Annotated in this window: 20 protein-coding genes; 13 read left to right on the plus strand and 7 right to left on the minus strand. The window is 60.1% G+C overall.

The features are described 5' to 3' along the window. Positions 1 to 189: 189 nt before the first annotated feature. The 7 genes from PMI07_RS13955 to PMI07_RS13985 all read left to right on the plus strand — a co-directional run bounded on the left by PMI07_RS13955 (position 190) and on the right by PMI07_RS13985 (position 8,239). Entirely contained in the window at positions 190 to 1,134 is a 945-nt protein-coding gene (locus PMI07_RS13955; protein ID WP_155956515.1) for an ABC transporter substrate-binding protein, read from the plus strand. Positions 1,135 to 1,239: 105 nt separating this feature from the next. Then, on the plus strand, positions 1,240 to 2,322 hold the full coding sequence (locus PMI07_RS13960) for an ABC transporter ATP-binding protein (RefSeq protein ID WP_007767928.1): 1,083 nt from the start codon (positions 1,240 to 1,242) through the stop codon (positions 2,320 to 2,322). After that, entirely contained in the window at positions 2,319 to 4,004 is a 1,686-nt protein-coding gene (locus tag PMI07_RS13965; protein WP_007767935.1) for an iron ABC transporter permease, read from the plus strand. The genes PMI07_RS13960 and PMI07_RS13965 overlap by 4 nt, the downstream gene beginning before the upstream one ends. Before the next feature lie 78 nt (positions 4,005 to 4,082). Beyond that, the gene (locus PMI07_RS13970) at positions 4,083 to 5,039 is read left to right on the plus strand and encodes a protein phosphatase 2C domain-containing protein (RefSeq protein ID WP_007767938.1); all 957 of its coding nucleotides are present in this window, start codon (positions 4,083 to 4,085) and stop codon (positions 5,037 to 5,039) included. Between the two features lie 86 nt (positions 5,040 to 5,125). Beyond that, positions 5,126 to 6,208: an SIS domain-containing protein gene (locus PMI07_RS13975; protein WP_007767941.1), complete on the plus strand. Its 1,083-nt coding sequence runs from the start codon at positions 5,126 to 5,128 to the stop codon at positions 6,206 to 6,208. Continuing rightward, positions 6,205 to 7,122: an ROK family protein gene (locus tag PMI07_RS13980; RefSeq protein WP_007767944.1), complete on the plus strand. Its 918-nt coding sequence runs from the start codon at positions 6,205 to 6,207 to the stop codon at positions 7,120 to 7,122. Before PMI07_RS13975 ends, PMI07_RS13980 begins: the two co-directional genes overlap by 4 nt. Before the next feature lie 19 nt (positions 7,123 to 7,141). Continuing rightward, positions 7,142 to 8,239 carry an N-acetylglucosamine-6-phosphate deacetylase gene (locus tag PMI07_RS13985; protein WP_007767947.1) on the plus strand — a complete coding sequence of 366 codons (1,098 nt, stop codon included), beginning with the start codon at positions 7,142 to 7,144 and terminating at the stop codon, positions 8,237 to 8,239. Positions 8,240 to 8,623: 384 nt separating this feature from the next. Here PMI07_RS13985 and PMI07_RS13990 read toward each other — a convergent pair whose 3' ends face one another. Both PMI07_RS13990 and PMI07_RS13995 read right to left on the minus strand, forming a co-directional pair. Then, positions 8,624 to 9,508, minus strand: a complete 885-nt coding sequence (locus PMI07_RS13990) for a helix-turn-helix domain-containing protein (RefSeq protein WP_197032494.1) — start codon at positions 9,506 to 9,508, stop codon at positions 8,624 to 8,626. Positions 9,509 to 9,997: 489 nt separating this feature from the next. Continuing rightward, positions 9,998 to 10,960 (minus strand): aldo/keto reductase, encoded by a 963-nt coding sequence (locus tag PMI07_RS13995; RefSeq protein ID WP_007756939.1) that lies wholly within the window; start codon positions 10,958 to 10,960, stop codon positions 9,998 to 10,000. A gap of 260 nt (positions 10,961 to 11,220) precedes the next feature. Here PMI07_RS13995 and PMI07_RS14000 point away from each other — a divergent pair, with 260 nt between their 5' ends. From PMI07_RS14000 to PMI07_RS14025, 6 genes are all read left to right on the plus strand, one after another. Then, positions 11,221 to 11,673, plus strand: coding sequence for a nuclear transport factor 2 family protein (locus PMI07_RS14000; RefSeq protein WP_007756938.1), 453 nt, complete (start codon positions 11,221 to 11,223; stop codon positions 11,671 to 11,673). Positions 11,674 to 11,780: 107 nt separating this feature from the next. Beyond that, a complete protein-coding gene (locus PMI07_RS14005) occupies positions 11,781 to 12,761 on the plus strand; it encodes a tripartite tricarboxylate transporter substrate binding protein (protein WP_024163802.1) in 981 nt (326 codons plus the stop codon). Between the two features lie 100 nt (positions 12,762 to 12,861). Next, complete coding sequence (locus PMI07_RS14010; protein ID WP_007759547.1) at positions 12,862 to 13,311, plus strand: tripartite tricarboxylate transporter TctB family protein; 450 nt, start codon at positions 12,862 to 12,864, stop codon at positions 13,309 to 13,311. Positions 13,312 to 13,315: 4 nt separating this feature from the next. Further along, positions 13,316 to 14,821: a tripartite tricarboxylate transporter permease gene (locus PMI07_RS14015; RefSeq protein WP_007759545.1), complete on the plus strand. Its 1,506-nt coding sequence runs from the start codon at positions 13,316 to 13,318 to the stop codon at positions 14,819 to 14,821. Between the two features lie 167 nt (positions 14,822 to 14,988). Then, a complete protein-coding gene (locus PMI07_RS14020; protein ID WP_007759544.1) occupies positions 14,989 to 15,876 on the plus strand; it encodes a 3-keto-5-aminohexanoate cleavage protein in 888 nt (295 codons plus the stop codon). A gap of 94 nt (positions 15,877 to 15,970) precedes the next feature. Further along, a complete protein-coding gene (locus PMI07_RS14025; RefSeq protein ID WP_007759543.1) occupies positions 15,971 to 16,882 on the plus strand; it encodes a hypothetical protein in 912 nt (303 codons plus the stop codon). A gap of 70 nt (positions 16,883 to 16,952) precedes the next feature. Here PMI07_RS14025 and PMI07_RS14030 read toward each other — a convergent pair whose 3' ends face one another. From PMI07_RS14030 to PMI07_RS14050, 5 genes are all read right to left on the minus strand, one after another. Further along, positions 16,953 to 17,930 carry a tripartite tricarboxylate transporter substrate binding protein gene (locus PMI07_RS14030; RefSeq protein WP_007759542.1) on the minus strand — a complete coding sequence of 326 codons (978 nt, stop codon included), beginning with the start codon at positions 17,928 to 17,930 and terminating at the stop codon, positions 16,953 to 16,955. Between the two features lie 131 nt (positions 17,931 to 18,061). Further along, a complete protein-coding gene (locus PMI07_RS14035) occupies positions 18,062 to 18,685 on the minus strand; it encodes a nuclear transport factor 2 family protein (protein ID WP_007759541.1) in 624 nt (207 codons plus the stop codon). Positions 18,686 to 18,752: 67 nt separating this feature from the next. Continuing rightward, positions 18,753 to 20,258 (minus strand): tripartite tricarboxylate transporter permease, encoded by a 1,506-nt coding sequence (locus PMI07_RS14040; RefSeq protein ID WP_007759540.1) that lies wholly within the window; start codon positions 20,256 to 20,258, stop codon positions 18,753 to 18,755. A 22-nt stretch (positions 20,259 to 20,280) separates the two neighbouring features. Further along, on the minus strand, positions 20,281 to 20,730 hold the full coding sequence (locus PMI07_RS14045) for a tripartite tricarboxylate transporter TctB family protein (RefSeq protein WP_007759536.1): 450 nt from the start codon (positions 20,728 to 20,730) through the stop codon (positions 20,281 to 20,283). Between the two features lie 118 nt (positions 20,731 to 20,848). After that, the gene (locus PMI07_RS14050; RefSeq protein ID WP_007759535.1) at positions 20,849 to 22,279 is read right to left on the minus strand and encodes an aldehyde dehydrogenase family protein; all 1,431 of its coding nucleotides are present in this window, start codon (positions 22,277 to 22,279) and stop codon (positions 20,849 to 20,851) included. Positions 22,280 to 22,317: the final 38 nt, after the last annotated feature.

The raw sequence follows: 22,317 nt of genomic DNA on the forward strand, positions 1-22,317 counted from the left end.
CAGTTTTGTGAAAATGACCTTGACATATTTATTTACGTAAAGAAAATTAATAATCGACGCTATGGAAGGATGGAAAGCCGACAAGAGCTGCCACAATCCTTTTGAAATAGCGCCCTTGGGAACGAAAAGATGGAGGCCGTTTTGGGCTATTTTCGCAAATTTTTGACGACTCTCACCACCGGCGCTGCGATGTTCGCGTCTTTCTCGATTGCTCACGCCGATGGCACCGTAGTCGTTTATTCTGCAGCGCCTCAGGAGCTCATGGACAGCATCCTGCCGGCTTTCGAAAAGAAGACCGGCACGAAGGTGGAGCTGGTCAAGGCGGGCTCCGGCGAATTGATGAACCGAATCAAGGCTGAAAGCAGCAAGCCGGCCGCCGACGTGATTTGGAGTGTCGACGGCACGGTGATCGATTTCTCTGCCGCACTGTTTGAGCCCTACGCTCCGAAGGAAGCCGCGGCTATCACGCCTTCGCTGGCCCCAAGCAAGAACTGGGTTCCCTTTACCGCTGTCGTGACCGCATTCATCGTCAATCGCGATGCGCTGAAAGGCAAGCCGGCACCGACCTCCTGGGAAGATCTTGCCAGGCCGGAATACAAGGGCATGATTTCATCGGCTCGCGCCGACCAGTCCGGCTCCGCCTATATCCAGCTTTCCACCGTGTTGCAGGTCTTCAAGCCGGAATCCAAGGCCTGGGAAATCTACAAGGGCATAATCACCAACTCCGTCATGTCGACGTCGTCAGGCGCGGTTCCGCGCTTCGTCAACGACGGCGAACAGGCGATCGGCATCACACTCGAAGACGCGGCGCTGCGCTATAAGCTCGGCAAAGCACCTGTCGATATCGTCTATCCCAAGGAAGGTACGGCGATCGCGCCGGACGGCATGGCACTCACCAAGGGCGCTCCGCACGCTGAAAACGGCAAAGCGTTCATCGACTACATCGTTTCCAAGGAAGCGCAGGAATTCGTCGCCAAGGCCGGCCGGCGGCCGATCCGCGGCGACGTCGCCGCAAACCCCGTGCTGATCCCGCTCTCCCAGGTTCCGGATGCGAAATACGACTTCAAGCTGGCCGCCGACAACCGCAGCAAGACCATGAAGACCTGGAACGACATGATGCTGGATCTCCAGTAAGCAAAGCCTCGGACATGGCGCTGATTGCGCCATGTCCGATACCTTCAAAGATCCCATTAGTTCGTACGCGGGCGTTTTTCTCGATGCCGGCACACGGAGACCTTTATGTCCGCTGTTGAGATTTCCAATATCCGCAAAAGTTACGGGGGCGTAGTCGCCCTGTCGGACATCAGCATTTCCATTCCATCCGGTTCGTTTTTTACGCTGCTCGGACCAAGTGGCTGCGGCAAGACCACCCTCCTGCGCACGATTGCCGGCTTTCACCAACAAGATCACGGCAGCATTGCCGTCGCCGACCAGAAGATCGAAAACGTGCCTGCACACAAGCGCGATGTCGGCATGGTGTTTCAGGACTATGCGGTCTTTCCGCATATCAGCGTTTCCGACAACATAGCTTTCGGTCTCAAGCAGCGCAAAGTCTCTAGGAGCGAAATCGAGCGCCGTGTTTCCGAAGTGCTCGATGTCGTCCAGTTGAAGCCCTATGCCGCGCGCATGCCGCATGAACTGTCCGGCGGCCAACAGCAACGCGTCGGTCTTGCGCGCGCCCTGGTCATCAACCCCAAAGTACTCTTGATGGACGAGCCCCTCTCCAACCTAGATGCCAAACTGCGTGTCGACCTGCGGCGGGAGTTGCGCGGCATTCAGCAGTCGATGAACATCACCACCATCTATGTGACCCATGACCAGGAAGAGGCGCTCGCGATGTCTGACTATGTCTGCGTCATGTATGGCGGCGTCATCCAGCAGGCCGCAGCCCCCTGGGAAGTCTACTACAGCCCGGCCAACCGTTTTGTCGCTTCCTTCGTCGGTGCCAACAATTTCATGGCGCTTTCGCTCAATGGCGCACAGCAGTCGATCGCCGGCACCCCCTTCATCTTGCCCCAGGCATCGAAAATCGGGGCCGCCAAGGGCATCGCCGCCGCAATTCGCCCCGAGTTCATCTCGGTCAACTCGGCGACAGATGCGGCCGACACGATCCGTTTGCCGGTCAAGATCCGCCAGGTGAGTTTCACCGGCCGCGAAATGGCGGTCGCTGCCGTGCTGTCTTCTGGAGAGGAGATTGAAGCGATCACCAAGCCAACTCCCGACATCATCGATCTTCGCCCGAACGATGATGCCGTCTTCGTGTTTGCGGCGAAAGACATGCAACTGTTCGATGAAGGGATCACCGGAGCAAGGCTGTCATGAGCGTCGTTGTATCCGTTAGGTCGGGGTTCGCCGGCAAGCTTAGAATGCCCGGCTTCTGGACAGTCATCACTGGCCTTGCGGTCGTTCTTCTTGCGGTATTTCTTCTGCTGCCGATCGCCAACGTCCTGGCAATCAGCTTCTTCGATGCGGAAACGGGAAGTTTTGGCCTGTCGAACTATTGGCAGGTTCTCACCCGGCGCTTCTATACGCTTGCGCTATGGAACACACTTGTCATTGGCATCTGCGGCATGCTCGGCGCCTGCCTGCTTGGCATTCCACTGGCGTTCTGCACTTCTCGTTATCGCATTCGCGGCCGCGCCGTCATATCGACCTTCGCCGTGCTGGTTCTCTGCGCCCCGCCCTTCATCGGCGCTTATGCATGGATCATGCTGTTCGGCTCGAATGGTGCCGTCACCAACGCCTTGTCTTACGTGGGTATTCCCGCGCCGACGATCTATGGCATTCCAGGCATCGTCATGGTCTTCAGCCTCAAGTTCTTTCCGTACATTTTCCTGATGACGGAAAATGCGCTGAATACCATCAACAAGTCCTACGAGGATGCTGCGGAAAACCTCGGCTGCACAGCGTTCGAGCGCTTCTACAAGGTCACCCTTCCGCTCGTGTTTCCGGCGGTCAGCACCGGTGCCATCATCTGCTTCGTACTGTCGATCGCCGACTTCGGCACGCCGGCAATCCTCGGCCGTGGTGTTCGCACGCTGTCGACGATCGCCTATGCGCAATATACGTCCGAAATGGGCGGCACGCCGACGATGGCGGTCACGGTGTCCATGCTGATGATCGTCATCTCCATGGCGGCATTGCTGCTGCAGCGGCGGATCCTCTCCAAGCGCCGTTATGCCAGCGCCTTGACCAATCGCCCGGTCAAGAAATCCATGTCGCCGGTGAAATCCTTTCTCGTTCACGGCTTCTGCTACCTCGTCGTCTTCATCGCCATGCTGCCTGCCTTCACCGTCGTGTTCACATCGTTCCTGGCAACGAGTGGCCCTGTCTTCAGTGGCGGTTTCGGACTTGGAAGCTACCAGCGGATCCTGCGGGATTCTCCGCAGGCGATCTACAACAGCTTCATGTTCTCGTTAGCAGCGGTTGCGCTCATTGCCGTCGTGTCGGGGCTCCTCTCGTTCATCGTCGTGCGGCGCGACAATGTCGTTTCCGGCTCGCTGGATCTGCTGCTGATGGTACCCTATCTCATTCCGGGCGTCGTTATGGCCATCGGTTATGTTGCGACATTCCGCAATCCGCCTTTTGACATCACCGGAACCGCACTGATCATCATCATTCTGGTCTTCATCCGCAGGCTCCCTTACGGCGTAAGATCGACGACCTCGATCCTGCGGCAGATCAAGCCGTCCATCGAGGAGGCTTCCATCAACCTTGGGGCCTCGCCTGCCAAGACCTTCATCTCGGTCACGGTTCCGCTGATGATGCCGGGTCTGATAATCGGGTCACTGATGAGCTTCATCACCGCGATCAACGAGCTTTCGTCCACGCTGATCCTCTATACGGCGCGAACGATCACGATGCCGGTCCTGATCTATGTCCAGGTGATCGACGGCGAATTCGGCACAGCCGCGGCGCTCTCCACCCTGCTGCTTCTGTCCACCGGGATTTGCGTATTCATCGTCTTCCGGTTTTCCGAAAGCAAGGAAGCCGCGTTCGTCTGAACGACCACATCACTCTCGCTATCTTATCCGGCGCCTCCGAGGCGCCGGCTTTCGAACCAATGCCATAGGATACCTCGCATGAACATCGAAGCTTTCTCACGCTCGAAATACAAGGACATGGCTAAGCCTGGTGACGATGTGATCCTGATCGAGCCCGACGGCGTGCTCGCAGTATTTGACGGGGCGACGGATCCGACCGGAGCCATCTATCACGGGGAGAGTTCCGGGCGGATCGCGGCCCGAAGCGCCGCACGCCGCACTGCGAAGTTGGCCGCAGACGGCAAACTTCTGGACGCTTCGGCCCAAGAGATCTTCCAAGCGCTAAGCGACAGCGTCAAGGACGCCGCCACCGAGCACAATATCGCCCACCCGCCTTCGACCACAGCCGCCATCGTGGTCGAAGCTCCCGACCACTTTCGCCTGCTGGCGCTCGGCGACACCGGAATTCGCATCAACGGCAGGGACGTCTATCAGCATCACAAGCTGATCGACACGGTCAGCACCGCAGCGCGCGTGGCCGTGCATGGTATCCTGACGCGCAAGATCGCCGATGCCGATGATGTGGAAATGGCGACGCGGGAGGTGATCTTCAGTGGATTCAACGCTGCCGTTGCAGCCGGTTCGTTGACGGTGGATGAGGCCGCCGAGGCGCTCGCGGCAGCCGTCGCCGCAGCCCGGGTCTCCGAAACTATTGCCGCAGATTTTCTGACCGGCGGAATTCGCACCCAATTCCACCACGCCAATGCACATGGACCCTTGGGTTATGCCTCGATCAACGGCAAACAGATCATTCTCGACGGAGTAACCAATCTGAGGCTGCCTAAGGCAGACGTGCGAAGCATCGAAATCTTTTCCGACGGATATGTTTCGATACCGGCAAGCGGAATTGCGGTAGACGACTGGGAGAAGGAATTCCAGCGGGTCGAACTGTCCGACTTCCACAAAACGGGCGCCTTCCCGACGGTCAAGGGTTCCACTTCGTTTGAAAGCTGTGACGACCGCACTGTGATCAGTGCGGTCTCTGCACGCAACTGAAACCAACAAACCGGGAGCGGCGCGCCTTCGGGGCTACCCCGGACTGCAGACGCAAGACAGCGAACTGGCAATATAAGAGGATTGCGATGACACGGTATCAAGACAGCCTGACATGGGGAGAAATCCTGGCCCAGCCTGATATCTGGACGGCCTCGGCTCCGCGGCTTGCAGACCGTTCCAGGGCGATAGCGGCTTGGATCGCGGAAAAGAACATCAAGGAGATCGTTTTCGCCGGAGCCGGGACATCGGCATTCATCGGGGATATTCTGAGCTTCGCGGCTCCCGGTCCCATTCGGCTTCGCGCCATACCCACCACCGATATCGTCGCCCAGCCTTTCGAATGCCTGCGCAACGACCCCCAGCTGCTCGTGGTACAATTCGGCCGCTCGGGAGACAGTTCTGAAAGCATCGGCACCCTCAATCTGCTCGATCATCAGTTCCCCGCGGTGCAGCGTCTCAACATTACCTGCAACCCCCACGGCGCCTTGGCAAACAGGCAGCCAGTCGGACCGGGTGAACAGCAAATTGTCACCCTCCCCGAGCAAACCCACGACAACGGTTTCGCCATGACGTCCAGTTTCACGACGATGCTTCTGACCGCCATGGCCTGCCTCGAAGCTGGATCGGATGTTGTCGGAAAACTGGACAAGCTTGCACAGACGGCGAAAACACTGCTGCAGAACTTGCCGACAATGGTTCCCGTCAGACCTGATCGGGCCATTTTCCTTGGCTCCGGCGCTCTGAAGGGGCTTGCACGCGAATCCGCACTGAAGGTTCTCGAACTAACCGCCGGGCAGACCATGACATCATGGGACAGCACGCTCGGTTTCCGCCATGGCCCCAAGGCGGTCATTACCGGGCGCGATCTCGTGGTCGTGATGATCCATCCCGACCAGCATACGGCTCTCTACGACTGGGACGTCGCCCGCGAGATAAAGGCACAATATCCGAACGCTACCGTATTGACGTTCGGTGGAGACGAATGTGACGTCGTTATGCGCACGGTTTCCGACGCGCGATGGGAAGCGGTTCTTTATGTGCTCGCGGCCCAGATCTGGGCTGTCTTATGGGCAGGCGATCTCGACCTGAATATCGACAATCCCTTCGCCGGCCGAGAGAACTTGTCGCGCGTCGTGTCTGGCGTAACCCTCTATCCGGTCCGCGCATGATCTGCGGCGGCATCGATATCGGCGGCACGAAGATCGAAGCACGATTGTTCTCGCACGATCTGGCGACGATGGATGTGCGGCGTGTGCCGACGCCCCGAGACAGCCTGAACGATTTTATCGATATCTTGGCCGAGCAGGTCCGCTGGCTCGATGCGCGTTCGGAACCGGGACCGGTCTTGCCGGTCGGCATCGCCCTGCCCGGCTTGATAGATAGCCAGACCGGACATGCCTTCACGTCTAACCTGCCGGCAAGCGGCCATAATATTCAAACCCTTCTTGCCGAACGGATCGGCCGCAAGCTCCCGCTCATGAACGATTGCCAGGCTTTTGCTCTCTCGGAGGCCAATGGTGGTGCGGGTGACGAATTCGAGACGGTGGTCGGCCTAATCCTGGGAACAGGTGTCGGTGCGGGATTGGCCTTCAATGGCAACCTCACCAGACGCGCCAACGGCTCGGCACTCGAAGTCGGGCATATCGGCGTGCCGGCACGCACCCTCGTTCCGCGCCAAATCCCCGTCTGGCCGTGTGGATGCGGAAAGCAGGGCTGCTTCGAGAAATATGTCTCCGGCAACGGCCTTGCAGCGCTCGGCCAATTCAGGCTCTCCCGCCCGATCGTCGCGGAAAAGATTGTCGCATCAGCGAGTGAGGGCGACGAGTGCAGTGCCGCCGTTCTTTCAGAATGGGCCGAAATCGCTGCGGAACTCCTTCTCACCATTCAGCTCGATCACGATCCGGACTGTATTGTCATCGGCGGCGGGCTTTCCCGAATTCCAGATCTGGTTCCGCTGCTTGAGAAGCCGTTCGAGGCGATACGGCTTGGCAAAATGCGCATGCCTGCAATTCGCGTGGCCAGGCATGGTGATAGTTCCGGTGCGCGCGGCGCGGCAGTGATGGCCCAGCGCGCGGTCCAATAACTTTCCTCAAAGGTGTCCGATGACGCGATTGATTGCTTCCGATCTTCTCTGGCACGAAGGCGAAATGCGGGAGGGTCTGGCCGTCGAAGTCGCTGGCGGAGCACTGACGCGCATTCGCCCGCTGAACGCTGGAGAAATACCCGACCTGCGCGTCGGTCTGATCGGTCCGGCACTGACGGATCTCCAGGTCAACGGCAGCGGCGGCGTAATGCTGAACAACGATCCTTCGGCGGAGGCAATCGCCCATATCGTCGCGACGCAACGCGACCGCGGCACGGGTTGGGTGATGCCGACGCTGATCACCTGCGAACCAGACTGCATGAAGAAGGCAGCCGAAGCCGCCCGCGATGCCTGGGGCCTGCCGGGTTTCCTCGGCCTGCATGTCGAGGGACCGCATATAAATCCCTTGCGCAAGGGAACGCACAATCCGGCGTTCATTCGGCCGATCGACGAACCCACCATCGAGATCCTGACGGAGCTCAGCCGCGCAGGCATTCCGGTCATGCTGACGCTTGCGCCCGAGGTCGTTCCGCCCGACGTCATCCGTCAGATTGCAGATATGGGAGTGGTCGTCTCCGCCGGTCACAGCGCGGCCACCGCGCCGGAGACTCGTTCGGGAATTGCCGCAGGCGTCAGTTGCTTCACGCATCTCTTCAACGCGATGCCACCCATGCAGTCACGTGAACCGGGCATTGTCGGCGCGGCGATCAACTCCGACAGCTTTGCCGGGATCATTGTCGACGGGCATCACGTCGTTTGGGAGATGGTAGGCCTCGCCTGCCGCGCCCGCCCGGTCGAGGGGCGGATGTTCATGGTATCCGACGCCATGGCGACGATCGGCGGCCCCGACCATTTCGACCTTTACGGTGAAACTATCACCGTGCGGGACGGCGCTCTCGTCAATAGCAACGGCTCTCTCGCCGGTGCGCATATCGATCTGGCAACCTGCCTGTTCAACGCCGTTCATCACGTCGGATTGCCCATCGCGGAAGCCTACCGCATGGCGGCAATGATACCCCTCGACGCCATGCATCTTCAACGTCCCGAACTCGTCATTGGCATGTCGGTGACAGAAATGCTCGTGCTCGACGGACAATGGAACAAGGTCGCACCCTAACACGGAATTCCATGTCCCAGGTCATCTTATCCTTCAATGCCGAAACGCATGGCTCGATCTTCAGCCACAACCGCCGACAATGGCGAGGTTGAGACCGCTAGTGGTCTCAACCTGAAGAATTCGCCGCCTGTCATCACATTGGCGGTGACGGACTATGCCCATTACCTCTTTGCAAACACGACCAACCACATGAGATCGATGGGATCAACTGGTCAAAAACGTCCAAATTGATCGCGGATTCATACTGCTTGAGCGCGTCCCTCCGGAACATAGAGGCGGGCTGGCAGACCACCTGTCGCGTTAGGTACGGCACTATCCCTGTTCAACGAGGTGAAGGTGTTCCTGGACTCCTTCCGGCAGGCTCACTACTGTCGGCGGGCCCCCTCAGTCTTGAAATTTCGTCGGCAAACATCCTACTGAATTCGATTGCGGTGTTGAAGGTAACTCCACATTGCTATCGACGCCGAGCGCCGGCGCGCGACCGTGCCGCATGAATGTTATGACCGCCTCGATCTTGTTCACCGCCTCCCTCAGCGGATCGATGATCCGTTGTTCGACCTTGTTGCGCGGAACAGCGCTGATGAAGAAGCTGACGGTGATGGAAGCAAGGACTGTACCCCCATGACAGATCGGGATCGCGACCGTCGTGTTGCGGCGCGGCTCCGTCTGCGGCGCTCTGATCGCAAACCCGTTCTTGCGGACGTTGGCGAGAAGCACGTTGTGTTGCGCTTCCTGTTCGGGTCCGAAACTCCCGCCGCTCTTGGCGCGCATCATGGCAAACAACGATGCCCGTTCCTCTTCCCCGCAGAAGGCCATATAAGCCCTGCCCATGGCAGAGGTTAGCAGGTTCGGCCTGTTATGGAGCAGGGTGTTTGTATGCACCCACGGGCTGATCGTGCCTGTCCAGAACTGCACCGCGATCGCATCGCCATCCAGAGTACCGATGCCGACAGGCCATTTGATCGAATTCGTCAGATCGATTGAGAAAGGCCGAGATGCTTCGATGACTTCAGCAATACCCTCGTAACCGGCGTGAAGCTCCTCCACACGATGCGTGACGCGATAACCGCCGCACATGTTGTCGCGAACGACATAGCCATCGGCGATCAGGGTATCGAGCATCCGCACGATGGTCGGCTTGGGCAGCCCGGTCGCAGCATGGATGTCACCCACGGTGCAGATGCGCAGCCGGTTCAGGATGCGCAGGATTTCCAGCGCACGACGCACGGATTCCACCGGCGGATAGGAAGGCTTGATCGCATCCGTCATGCCGCGTCGGGAATTGGCTCGGCAATTTGCAATCTGGCCACGCGACCCGGCTTTCCAGGCCGAAGGCCGCTCGTCTTCGTCAAGGGCGCCGTCGCCGACAAATGCTTCATTGGCCTGCACACCAAGTTCCATGATAACCTCCCCACGCCTTCCCATCCTCGCCGCGCCGCAATCCCTCATCAGATTGAATGCCCTTTCGGATCATCGGACAGTCCGTGCCTCCCAGCAACGCCTGCCCTACCGATCCGTCTCCCGTCCCCGGTGACCTGCAACAGCGCCGAATAGTTCTGCAGGATGGGCCTGACACCTGATCGTCGGCAATGATTGGCCACGTAAGTTTCGCCTTGCGAAAACCTTATAAATCCGCGAGTGTTTTTCAATATTTAGCACACGTTGCGGCATGGCCATATCCATTAAATCGGACAGCAGCCATCACAGACCCGCGAGCTTTTCGCAAGCCGGTCCGCTTCATGGTGGTGAGATGAGCGGCTATTCGAGATCGCCCGTGGCGGATGTGACTTTGCCGAAAGCGTCCGAGAGCCTGTCCAGGACGCCAGCAGGCAGCTGCGCGCCATTGATCGCCGCGATGTTTTCTTCGAGATGCGCGAGGCTGCCGGTACCCGTCATGACGACACTGATGCCCGGCACATAACGGCAGAACCGATAGGCAGCTTCCGTCAATGAACCAGCCACGCCGTTTTCGAGCAGGAATCCCGATGGATCGCTCGGATCGAGCATGTCCGACGGAACCTCGCCTTTGGCCACGAGCTTCGCTACCAGGCTGTTCAGCGTGTCCTTTCGGGCCAGCGCACCCCGCACGGCATACATGGCCATGATGCCGATGTTCCTTTCCGTCGCCTGCGGCAGGACAAAGCGTGCGATCGAAGGATTGACGAAATTGCAGCCGAGCATCAGCACGTCCCAGACGTCATCCGCGACAGCATTTTGCGCCATCTTGTGCTCTTCATCGGCACCGAACGCTTCGGTCACACCGAGAAACCGTAGTTTGCCCTCGTCGCGAAGCTGCTGCAGTTCCGGCAGAAGCTCGTTACGGCAAAATTCGTATTGATGCGGGCGCACTCCATGCAGCTGCAATATGTCGATATGATCCGTGCGGAGCGCCCTGAGACTGTTTTCCACACTCCTGCGCATCTCGCCGGGGGCAACGTATTCACGGCTTTCATAGGAGCTGCCTTGAACCGTGCAGCGCGCCTTGGTCGCAACGATCATGCTGTCGCGCCGTCCCTCGATACCAGCACCGACAACCTCTTCGGTGCCATAAACCGGCGCCGTATCGATGAAGTTGATGCCGCGATCGAGTGCCGCCCGCACCAGGTCGATCGCTTCCGCATCGCTGCCCCCACGGCGCAAGCCGAGCCGGCTGTTTCCACCAGCCCCGAGAACCACCGCGCTGACCTTCAATCCGGTCCGCCCCAAGATTGTCATATCCATCGTCTTCGCCTCAACCACGCGGCGCCGGGATCATTGTCCGTTCCGGAACCCGGCCCGGTTTTCCCGAGAAGTCGTAACGGGGCGCCGCAAAGATATCAACCAAGCGGACGACGCCAATCGGCGCCACCAATCATTTCACGATAAGAAATAGATCATGTCTCCTCGGACGTGGTGAAAGCGCTGTCCTAGAACAATGGAAACGGGCCGCCTCGCTTCCGGCAATTCGATCCGGCCCATGCCCGACACAAGAGGAGCTGACATTGTTAAGGAGCGAAGACCGGACGAGCCTTGCCTGGGAGCTGGAGCGCCAGCTCCACGATTTCTGGCATGACGTCGATACCAACTGGGGGCGACAAGCCGCAGATTTTTATACCGAGGACGGCGTTTTCGAGGCAAGTGAACAGGTCTACCGCGGGCGCGAGAAAATCCGCCAATTCTATGAATACCGGATCAGCCGCGGGCCGCGCGTAGCGGCCCATACCGTGAGCAATTTCCGCGTCGTTTCCGAAACGTCCAATGAAGCCATGACCACCTGGTATCTGATCCTTTACGCCCATGACGGAGAGCCGGTGCTGCAGTCCGCGCCGCCGATCCAGATCGCACTGGCGACCGACCACTGCGTCAGAGGCGATGATGGCGTCTGGCGTTACAGGAACCGCAGGTTCGAGACCTGGTTCAAGGGCGGAGTACCAACGACGACGTTCAGAGGATAAGGTCGGGAGGCATTTCTCTGACACCTTTGCCGGGCCATGACACCGACGACATCGGCCGGCTGGCGAAACTACAGAAGAACAATGCAATCCATCCTAGGAGGAGAGGAATGGTACAGATTATTCGCAGATTAACGCTGGCTGCCGCCGTGGCAGTGGCGTCTGCCCTATCGACGACAGGCGCCGTCGCCCAAAACGCGCCGTACCCGACAAAGCCGATCAAGCTGATCATACCCTACGCGCCCGGTGGTGGCACGGACGCGGTCGCCGCAGTGTTCTCCGACAAGATGGCCAAGAAATTCGGCCAGCCGGTGGTGAAGGAAAACCATGCAGGCAGCAATTCCGTCATCGGAACAACCTTGCTTGCCGACTCCGCCCCCGACGGTCACACCCTGCTGGTGGTGACGGGCGCCATCGCCAACAATCCGTTTCTCTATGCCAAGCTGCCCTACAAGACGCCGGAGTCCTTCGTTCCCGTGTCTATACTGACCGCCTATCCCTTCGTGCTCGGGATTCGCAGCGGCCTGCCATTCAAGAACATGCAGGAGCTTATCGACTACGCCAAGGCCAATCCCGGCAAGTTGACCGCCGGCACGCCCGGCCGAGGAGCCGGAGCGCAGCTCGCGCTCGGTCTCCTGAACAAGAGCGCCGGCATCCAGATCCGCGAAATCCCGTTCAAGGGGGCCGGCGACAGCCTGAACAACGTGGCGGGCGGCTTTGTCGATATGGTGTTTTCGGGTTACGAGACCGTGCGCCCCTTTGCCGAAAGCGGGAAGATGAAGGCTTTTGCACATACTGGCACAGGATTGTTGGGCAGCGAGAAAATCCCGGCGATCGGCGACACTGTTCCGGACTTCGAATACCAGAACTGGCTAGCCTTGATCGCACCTGCGGGAACGCCTGCTGCCGTGACCGACAAGCTCAACCGCACGCTCAAGGAAATCTTTGCCGAGCAGGACACCAAGGACCGGCTGGCCGGCCAGAATATCATGGGCATTGCCAGCAGCTCGGCTGAGGCGAGGAACTATCTTGCCAAGGAAATGGCGACCAGCAAGACCATTATCGAAAGCATCGGCCTGAAGCCCGAGTGAACTTTCGTAAGAGCGCTACTCTCGATCCGATGTTCGTTGCCTCGCGCATCGGGTGCCGGATCCAACCGAAATTCACAGCATGGGTGCCGGGAGGTTCAAGTTGTCTTTTAGGCTCAACAACATGGCCGATGTCGAGGCGGGCCTGTTCTTCACGCTATTCGGAGGTCTCACCGCCGGATTGTCGCTGCAATACCAGATGGGCACCATCGCCGCGATGGGTCCCGGCATGTTCCCCCTCATCCTCGGCGTCATCCTGACAATTCTCGGCCTGGTGATCCTGGCGAAAGGCGTAATGGCCGGCGGCGAAAGGACTCGAAGCCTGCCGCCGAGAGTGGTACTTCTGATTACCCTGTCGCTCATGGCTTTTGCCGTCCTGGTCCTCTCGGTAGGACTTGTCGCGGCCGTGCCGGCACAGGTGTTTATCGCGCTATGGGCTTCCGACCATTTTACCCTGAAGCGCGCAATCGCGCTCAGCATCGGGCTGCTGCTCTTCTGCTGCCTGGTCTTCATCTATTTCCTCGGCATTGCAGTGCCCATGATTGCGGTCTGATCCCATGGACTTCCTGAATAATCTCGGCCTGGGTTTCGAGGCCGCCCTCTCACTGAACAACCTGACATTCTGCTTCATCGGTGTGCTGGTCGGCACCGCCATCGGCATTCTGCCGGGGCTCGGCCCGCTGGCAACGATCGCCATGCTCCTGCCGCTGACCTATTCGCTCGAACCGGTCACCGGCCTGATCATGATCTCCGGCATCTATTACGGCGCGCAATACGGCGGCTCCACGACCGCGATCCTCGTCAACCTGCCGGGAGAATCTTCTTCAGTCGTCTCCTGCCTTGACGGCCATCAGATGGCACGCAAGGGCCGGGCCGGCGCGGCACTGGCCATCGCAGCGCTCGGGTCCTTCTTCGCGGGAACGATCGCGACAATGCTGATCGCGGCATTTTCCCCCATTCTGGCGGAAGTGGCATTCCTCTTCGGCCCGGTCGAATATTTCGCGATGATGGTACTGGGGCTCACGGCTGCGACGCTTCTTGCCCACGGCTCGTTCATCAAGGGTGTCGCCATGGTCCTGACCGGGCTGATCCTCGGCCTCGTCGGCGCAGACGTGAACAGCGGCACATACCGCTTTACGTTCGGCTCCTTCTCACTGACCGAAGGCATCGAGTTCGTCGCGGTGGCGATGGGTCTTTTCGCCTTCACCGATATCGTGACCAACATCCGCGGCGACCAGGCGCGGGAGGTCACCACGCCTTCGCTGCGCAATCTGTGGCTAAACCGCAGGGAAGCCACGGAGGCGGCCTTTCCTGTGATACGCGGCACGGCGATCGGATCGGTGCTGGGTCTCCTTCCCGGCGGCGGCGCGATGATTTCCTCGTTTGCATCCTATGCCATCGAGAAACGTCTTGCCAAAAGGCCGCAGGAATTCGGCCACGGCGCGATTGCCGGTCTCGCAGGCCCGGAGGCGGCCAACAATGCCGGGGCACAGACCTCCTTCATCCCGATGCTGACACTGGGCATCCCGAGCAACGGCGTAATGGCGTTGATGATCGGCGCATTGATGGTGCACAATATCGCCCCCGGCCCCTATGTCATGGTCTCCAATCCGGAAGTTTTCTGGGGCCTGATCGCGTCGATGTGGATCGGCAATGCGATGCTGGTAATCTTGAACCTTCCACTTATTCCGCTGTGGGTCCGGTTGATCCAGGTTCACTACTGGATCCTCTATCCGATCATTCTCACCGTATGCTGCGTGGGCCTGTTCAGCATAGAGAACAGCCTGCTGCCGATCTATTTCGCAGCCGGGTTTACGCTCGTGGGCTGCCTGTTCTGGCGCTTCCGCGCCGAGGCGGCACCGCTCCTTCTCGGCTTCATCCTGGGGCCGCTGATGGAGGAACACTTTCGCCGTGCCCTCCTTCTTTCGAATGGCGACCTGGCAATCTTCTATCAGAGCCCCCTTTCGATCGTGATGCTCTCCATCGCGGCGGTCATGTGCCTGGTCATCGTGCTCCCGCAAATCCGCCGTGGCCGCAGCGTGGCCTTTACAGAAGATGCGTAGCGCGCATCGCCTCGACTTTGCCCCGACGTGATTTCGAACACGGCATTTCTGTGCGTGAAACGCTGACCGATTTGTTTTGCGCTCTGCGCGAGCAGATGCGAGCGAGGAGCCAGCAAGACCGCCTCAGCGCCTGCAACTGCAGTACGTTGAAAACACAGGAGAAAGATTTGGCCAATCCGACCATCATCAGCTGCGCCGTCACAGGCAACATCACGAGTGTCGAATCGACGCCTTACTTGCCTGTCACACCCGAGCAGATCGCAAACTCCTGCCTTGAAGCCGTGCGAGCGGGTGCGGCGATCGTGCATATCCACGTCCGGCATCCGGATGGACGGCCGAGCATGGAGTTGCAGCACTATCGCGAGGTGGTGGATCGCCTTCGCGCGGCGGATGAGGACGTCATCATCAATCTGACCACCGGACCGGGCGGGCGGTTCGTTCCAGGCGAGCCGGAGCCGAGCATTGCCGGGCCGGGAACGACGTTGCTGCCGCCGGAACGGCGCGTCGAACATATCGCCGCCCTTCGGCCCGAAATCTGCAGCCTCGATTTCAACACCATGTATTCCGGCAGTTCGGTCGTCATCAACACGCCGCGCAACCTCGGCATCATGGCGGACATCATCCGGGAGGCCGGCGTCAGGCCTGAACTCGAAGTCTTCGACACCGGCGATATCCAGCTTGCCAACCAGTTCATCCAGGAAGGGCGCATCGATGCGCCTGCCCTCTTCCAGATCGTGCTGGGCGTCCGCTATGGAGCGATCGCTACGCCGGAGACCCTCGCCTACATGAAGTCGCTGCTGCCGGCGAAATCGCACTGGGCGGCCTTCGGCATCGGCCGATGGGAATTTCCCATGCTGGCGCAGGCCTGGCTGCTCGGCGGCCACGTGCGCGTCGGTCTGGAAGACAACATCTATCTCGAAAAAGGCGTTCTGGCGAAAAGCAATGCGGAGCTCGTTCACAAGGCCGTACGCATCCTGAAGGAACTCGGTGGCTCGATCGCCACACCCGGGGAAACGCGCGAGATTCTGGGGATCAAGAAACAGCCTCCCAGATGAACCGAAGACCGTCACGCCTGCCGAAAACCTTACCCAGAAGGGAGGCGCCGGCGGCGTTTCATGAACACATTTTGAAACCGAAGCGGAGGATCCCATGTACGACCAGAGCGACCCCAGATCCAGCCTGGCTCAGGCGGCAGAGCCGAAGGAAGCCCATGTGCACAGCAGCTATTTCGGCTCGCAGCTTGGCCTGTTTTACGGCACCGAACCGCAGGTCTCCGACGAGAATGGAAAGACCTGGATCAGCCGTGGGCAGAATTTCGTCATCGCCTACAGCGACGGAAAGGAAGGCGGCGTCTTTGCACGCAGTGCGCAGCCGGACGAATATGCCCTGATCATCCCCGATCGGGAGACATCCGTCGAGATTACCACCGCTGACGGTACGACAACCGTCCCCGGCTATTCGGTCGCCTTTCTGCCGCCGGGCAAGAGCAGCATCCGCATGCTGACCTCCGGCGGCATCGTTCGGCTTTTCACGCCGAAATCGACAGACATGGCCGAAGCTGCTTCCAATGCGCAAGCATTCTCAGGCCCGCATCCCAATGTCCCGCCGTTCGAAGCCTGGCCGGAACCGTCGGGCGGGCTCAAGCTCAAGTGGTACACGCTGGACGTTCCCGAAGATCCGTCCCGGTTCGGTCGGATCTACCGGTGCACCACCTTCATGATCAACTACCTGACGCCGCGTATCGGCCCCCGCGAGCGGGACAAGGTCTCACCGCATCATCACGACGACTTCGAGCAATGCTCGCTGGCCCTGACCGGCACCTTCACACACCATCTTCGCTGGCCGTGGACGACGAACATGAACATCTGGCGCGATGACGAGCATCTCTACTGCGAGTCGCCGTCCATCTGCGTGATCCCGCCGCCGTCGATCCACACCACTACCGCGGAGTCGGCCGGCGTGAACCAGCTCGTCGACATATTCGCACCACCGCGCGTGGATTTCTCGCTGAAGCCCGGCTGGGTTCTCAACGAAGACGATTATCCGATGCGCAAGGCGTAAGCTGAATGCAAAAAAAGCCCCTTGGAATTTTCCAAGGGGCTTTTTATCAGGATCTAGAGATGTCTGCGGATCAAGTCGGCTGAACCAGCCCCGCCTCGACGAGCGGCCGGATGGATTCGATCTCGCGCTGGATGGAAACCCGCATCTCGTCCGGAGTGTTGGCAACAGGCGTCAGCCCGAGCGACGTCAGTTTTTCCTTCGCCGCAGGGGTATCGATCCATTCCTTGATGGCGCCACGGATCGCAGCAACGATGTCCGCCGGCATTCCCTTCGGACCCACGGCACCGAACCAGAGCGTCTGGTCGTAACCCTTGAAACCCTGCTCAGCGACGGTCGGCACCTCCGGCAGTTCCCCCGTGCGTTTAGGGGACGTTACGGCGAGCCCGCGGATCTTGGCTTCGCGAATGTGCTGCAGGTAGTTCGACGGCGCGTCGAGGGCGAAGTGGATATGCCCGCCCAGGAGATCCGCCAGCAGCGGTGGCGATCCCTTGTAGGGGACATGATTGATTTCCACACCAGCCATCTGGCCGATGATGGCCGCTGCAATATGCCCCTTCGTACCGGCACCCGGGTTGCCGATATTGACCTTGCCGGGGTTTGCCTTGGCGTATGCGACCAGTTCCTGAAGCGACTTTGCCGGAGCGGAAGCGCTCGCGGTCAGCAAGGCCGGGCTCTCCGCAACGATCGAGATCGGGGTGAAGTCCACCTGCGGATCATAGGCAAGGTTCTTCTGGACGACCTTGTTGGCCGCGATCGGCGCGCTGCCGCTTACCATGATCGTGTAGCCATCGGGTACAGCGCGGGCGAGTTTGCCGCCGGCCAGCGCTCCCGCTGCACCGGCATGATTTTCGACGACGAACTGCTGGCCGAATTTGGCCGTCAGGACGTCAGCCACCAGGCGTGTGATGATATCGCTGGTGCCTCCCGGCGGGTAGGCCGATATCACGACAGCCGATTTGCTTGGCCATTTTCCGGCCGCCCATGCCGTTCCGCTCGAGGCGAGCATAGCCGCCGTACCGCCGAGCACCATGAATTCACGTCTCTTCATTGTTCAGTCCTCCCACTCGCCCGTTGATCGAGCCCATGCCGTCAAACTAGCGCAATACATTCTCTTCCCGAACATGCGGCTGCATCCGTTTCGCTGCTTGGAACGCCTTGGCAGCGGCTGCCAAGTCCTCCTCATTCCCCGCCGGCAAGCCAGCGATCCTCTCCGGCATGGAAAGCAGCCAGCTGATCCGGCCGATCGTCGCCAAGCAGGTCGGGATTGACCTTCACGCCCCGGACGCTCTGGATATAGGCAAGGAACTTGTAGGAGGGCCGCATCGAGTTCAGCTTCACCCAATCGATCGGAAGCGTCTCGGACGGGTTGACCGGCGTCATCACGTCCCGCTCGAACAGAACCTCGAAGGAGAGAAGCTTCCAGGCGCCGGATTCCCTGAATGCGCGGGAAAAGAACCGGCAGAACACGTGAAAATCCACCTCGACATTCTCCAACCGCGCGCGATTGAAAATCATGGCGGGACTTTCCACCGTCGCCCGGTCGCCCGTGATCTGGGCAAAGGCGGGAAACACCCAGTGCTTGCTGTTGCCCGTATTGCTCATCCATTTCCGCGTGGCTTCCACATAGGCGTCGCCGCCGCGGCCGTCGTACCAGCTCGTGCGGATATAGGCGTCACGGTGGAAACAGGCACTCATGACGTCGAAGCGGCGCTGGTCGCGCGCGAAGCGTTCGCGGCGCACCAGATCGAAGAGTTCCTCGCGGTCGAGATGAGCCCGCAGGCGAGCGTCGAAATCCTTTGGCATGGGGTCTCCTGGGTTTTATTGCAGGCGCTGGCGGCGCAGACGAAGGTGCAGGAAGCCGGCGACATTGTCAGTCGGCTTCCTGCAGCCCCTCCTCGCGCACTTTGCGGAAACGGGGGGACACGATCGACAGAAGCAGCAGGGCGGCGACGCTCAGTGTCCCGAGGCTGAGTGGGCTGGTGAAGAAAACACTGGCATCGCCATGGGAAATCAGCAGCGCCCGCCGCAGATATTCTTCGGCCATCGGGCCAAGAATCATGGCGAGGATAAGCGGAGCAGGCTCCGCGCCGACCTTCCGGAAGAAATAGCCCAGCATGCCGAACAGGGCCATCATGTAGACGTCGAAGACGCTGTTGTTGATGCTGTAGACGCCGATTGCAACGAAGGCGCAGATCATCGGAAACAGGTATTGATAGGGCACCGAGATCAGTTTCGCCCAGACGCCGACCAGGGGAAGGTTGAGGAACAGCAGCATCAGGTTTCCGAGCCACATGGAGACGACCAGGCCCCAGAACAGAGCCGGCTGCTGGGTGAGGATTTCCGGTCCCGGCTGCACGCCCTGCACGACGAGCGCACCGATCATCAGGGCCATGGTCGCGGTGCCGGGCAGGCCGAGCGTCAACATGGGAATGAAACATGTCTGGGCGGCCGCGTTGTTTGCCGCCTCCGGGGCGGCGACGCCTTCGATCGCCCCTTTGCCGAACTCGGCGGAATAACGCGAGACCTTCTTTTCCAGCGCATAGGCGGAGAAGGACGCGAGCAGCACGCCTGCCCCCGGCAGCACGCCGAGCAGGACACCGATCCCGGTGCCGCGCAGGATCGGCGCGACCATGCGCTTCCAGTCCTCGCGGGTCGGAAACAGGCTGCTGACCGGTGCCACGCCGGCCGCCCGGCTGCGCTCATTCTCAAGATTTGCAAGAACGTCGCCAAGGCCGAAAATGCCCGTCGCCACCACGACGAAATCCAGGCCGTCGAGCAGGTTCGGCGTACCGAAAGTGAAGCGCGCGGCGCCCGAATTGACGTCTGTTCCGATCATGCCGAGGACCATGCCGAACAGGGCCATGCCGAAGGCGGTCAGCAGGGAGCCGCTCGCCAGCACCATCGAGGTGATCAGCCCGAGCACGATCAGAGAGAAATATTCCGCAGGGCCGAAGGCCAGCGCAAGACTTGCGAGCAGCGGCGCCGAAATCGCGATGAAAAGCGTGCCGACCGTTCCGGCGAAGAAGCTCCCGATCGCCGCCGCGGCGAGCGCACGGCCCGCCTTTCCCTGTTTCGCCATCTCGTGGCCATCAAGCATGGTGACAACCGACGAAGCCTCTCCGGGAAGGTTCATCAGGATAGCGGTCGTCGAGCCTCCGTATTGCGAACCGTAGAAGATGCCTGCCAGCATGATCAGCGCGGTATCGACCGGCAGACCGAAGGTGAAGGGCAGAAGCATGGAAATAGTCGCGATCGGCCCGAGACCGGGCAGCACGCCGACCGCCGTGCCAAGCAGCACGCCTAAGAAACAATAAAGAAGGTTCCCAAACGTCGTCGCCGTCGAGAAGCCCAGGAGAAGTCCGTTGAATATATCCATGTCGAGGCTCACGAAGCGTTGGTTATTGCAGCCAGGTACCGAGCACGGGCATCGGCAGCCCGATCAACTCCACGAAAAGAACCGCGCACAGGCCCGCAAAAATCAGCGCACCAGCAAACGCCTTCCAGTCGAGCCGGAACTTGACGCTGGTCGCCGCGCTGAGGACGAGGAGCAGGAAGACGGCCGGCAGGAGGCCGAGGGGCTCGACCGCCAGGCCGAAGACAACGATCGCCGCAGGTACAAGTGTCAGCGCCTTCCAACGGATGGCCGGAAAAGGATCGCCCGACATGGACATGGAGCGGATCAGCACACAGATGCCGGTCAAAACGAGGAGGCTTGAGATGATGACGGGGAAATAGCCCGGCCCCATGCGTCCCGCTGTGCCGAACGGATACTGGATGGCGATCCAGAGCGCTATGCTTCCGATGACGGCGAAAAAGAGCCCTAATATACTGTCTTGACCGATCTTCATCGGCAAACCTCCCATGCAAATGAACAGAGGCCCCGTGCCTTGACGGCAAGGTTTGGCCAATGAAATCGATACGCCATGCAATCAGCCTCGGCCTTCCTCCTGCCGAAACCGGTGCCCGCTACTGCCCGGCAGGGTAGCCAAGTATGGCCTTGATTTCGAGATATTCTTCAAAGCCGAATAGGCCGAACTCGCGTCCGTTGCCGGACTGTTTGTAACCTCCGAACGGCAGGCTGCGGTCGAAGGCAGCACCGTTCAGATAGACCCGCCCCGCCCGGATGCGGTTGGCGACCTTGCGGGCATGATCCGGGTCCTTCGACTGTACGAAACCCGCGAGCCCGAAGGGCGTATCGTTTGCTATCGCAATTGCTTCTTCTTCGGTGTCATAGTTCAGGATGGACAGGACAGGCCCGAAGATTTCCTCGCGAGAAATCGTCATGTCGGGCGTGACGTCGCCGAACACCGTGGGGCGCACGTAATAACCGCGATTGAGTTCGGCAGGACGCCCTGGCCCGCCCGCCACCAGCGTCGCACCTTCGTCGATGCCGGTCTGTATCAGGTTCTGGACTTTGTCGAACTGCTGCTGGCTGACCAGCGGCCCCATCGTGGATTTCGGATCGAGCGGATCGCCGAGACGGATGCTGTCGACCGCCCTGCGGGCCGCTTCAAACGCCTGGTCACGCTGCGAACGGTGAACGAGCATGCGCGTAGGCGACTGACAGTTCTGACCGGCATTGGTGTAGCAGGCATGCACGCCGGCCTCGACCGAAGCGTCGAGATCGGCGTCCGTCAGGATGATGTTTGCGGACTTTCCGCCAAGTTCCTGGGCGACCCGCTTGACGGTATCGGCCGCCAGCTTGGCGACCCTGATGCCGGCTACCGTCGAACCCGTGAACGACACCATGTCGATTTCGGGATGGCCCGCAATGGCTTCTCCGACGGTGGGGCCGTCGCCATTCACGAGATTGAAGACGCCGGGCGGAAGACCCGCCGCGTCGATGATCTCCGCAAGAAACATCGAACTGAGCGGCGCGATCTCGCTCGGCTTCAGAACGACGGTACAGCCGGTTGCAAGCGCTGGCGCAACCTTGGAGGCAACCTGGTTCAGCGGCCAGTTCCAGGGCGTGATGAAACCACAGACGCCGATTGGTTCGCGGCGCAGGATGCCATTTCCCATCCGATGTTCGAAGTCGTAATTGGCGAGCACGCGAACCACTTCCTCGAAATGGAAGAGAGCGACAGTCGCCTGGCGCTCGGTCGAGAAGGTGATGGGTGATCCCATCTCCAAGGTCATCAGCTTCGCGAGCTCCGGCAGATGTGCCCGGAAGCCGGCGATGATCTTTTCGAGATAGCCCAGCCGCTCTTCGACGCTCGTTTCGCTATAGAGCGCAAAAGCGCGTCGGGCCGCCCGTGCCGCCCTATCGATGTCTTGGCGCGAGCCGAGGCTGATCCGCGCGAACGTCTCCTCGGTCGCCGGGTTGGTTATGCCGATCGTCGCCGGAACCGCAGGGTCGACCCATCGGCCGTCTATGTAAAACTTCAGTTTTTCCATCGTTCCGTTCATTGCTGCTGGCACCGGAGGGCTCGGGA

This window comes from Rhizobium sp. CF080 (assembly GCF_000282095.2).
Classification (GTDB): Bacteria; Pseudomonadota; Alphaproteobacteria; order Rhizobiales; family Rhizobiaceae; genus Neorhizobium.

Coding starts and splice junctions, on each gene's coding strand:
- PMI07_RS13955 (WP_155956515.1), top strand. CDS start 190: ATGTTCGCGTCTTTCTCGATTGCTCACGCCGATGGCACCGTAGTCGTT.
- PMI07_RS13960 (WP_007767928.1), top strand. CDS start 1,240: ATGTCCGCTGTTGAGATTTCCAATATCCGCAAAAGTTACGGGGGCGTA.
- PMI07_RS13965 (WP_007767935.1), top strand. CDS start 2,319: ATGAGCGTCGTTGTATCCGTTAGGTCGGGGTTCGCCGGCAAGCTTAGA.
- PMI07_RS13970 (WP_007767938.1), top strand. CDS start 4,083: ATGAACATCGAAGCTTTCTCACGCTCGAAATACAAGGACATGGCTAAG.
- PMI07_RS13975 (WP_007767941.1), top strand. CDS start 5,126: ATGACACGGTATCAAGACAGCCTGACATGGGGAGAAATCCTGGCCCAG.
- PMI07_RS13980 (WP_007767944.1), top strand. CDS start 6,205: ATGATCTGCGGCGGCATCGATATCGGCGGCACGAAGATCGAAGCACGA.
- PMI07_RS13985 (WP_007767947.1), top strand. CDS start 7,142: ATGACGCGATTGATTGCTTCCGATCTTCTCTGGCACGAAGGCGAAATG.
- PMI07_RS13990 (WP_197032494.1), bottom strand. CDS start 9,508: ATGACGGATGCGATCAAGCCTTCCTATCCGCCGGTGGAATCCGTGCGT.
- PMI07_RS13995 (WP_007756939.1), bottom strand. CDS start 10,960: ATGGATATGACAATCTTGGGGCGGACCGGATTGAAGGTCAGCGCGGTG.
- PMI07_RS14005 (WP_024163802.1), top strand. CDS start 11,781: ATGGTACAGATTATTCGCAGATTAACGCTGGCTGCCGCCGTGGCAGTG.
- PMI07_RS14015 (WP_007759545.1), top strand. CDS start 13,316: ATGGACTTCCTGAATAATCTCGGCCTGGGTTTCGAGGCCGCCCTCTCA.
- PMI07_RS14025 (WP_007759543.1), top strand. CDS start 15,971: ATGTACGACCAGAGCGACCCCAGATCCAGCCTGGCTCAGGCGGCAGAG.
- PMI07_RS14030 (WP_007759542.1), bottom strand. CDS start 17,930: ATGAAGAGACGTGAATTCATGGTGCTCGGCGGTACGGCGGCTATGCTC.
- PMI07_RS14035 (WP_007759541.1), bottom strand. CDS start 18,685: ATGCCAAAGGATTTCGACGCTCGCCTGCGGGCTCATCTCGACCGCGAG.
- PMI07_RS14040 (WP_007759540.1), bottom strand. CDS start 20,258: ATGGATATATTCAACGGACTTCTCCTGGGCTTCTCGACGGCGACGACG.
- PMI07_RS14045 (WP_007759536.1), bottom strand. CDS start 20,730: ATGAAGATCGGTCAAGACAGTATATTAGGGCTCTTTTTCGCCGTCATC.
- PMI07_RS14050 (WP_007759535.1), bottom strand. CDS start 22,279: ATGGAAAAACTGAAGTTTTACATAGACGGCCGATGGGTCGACCCTGCG.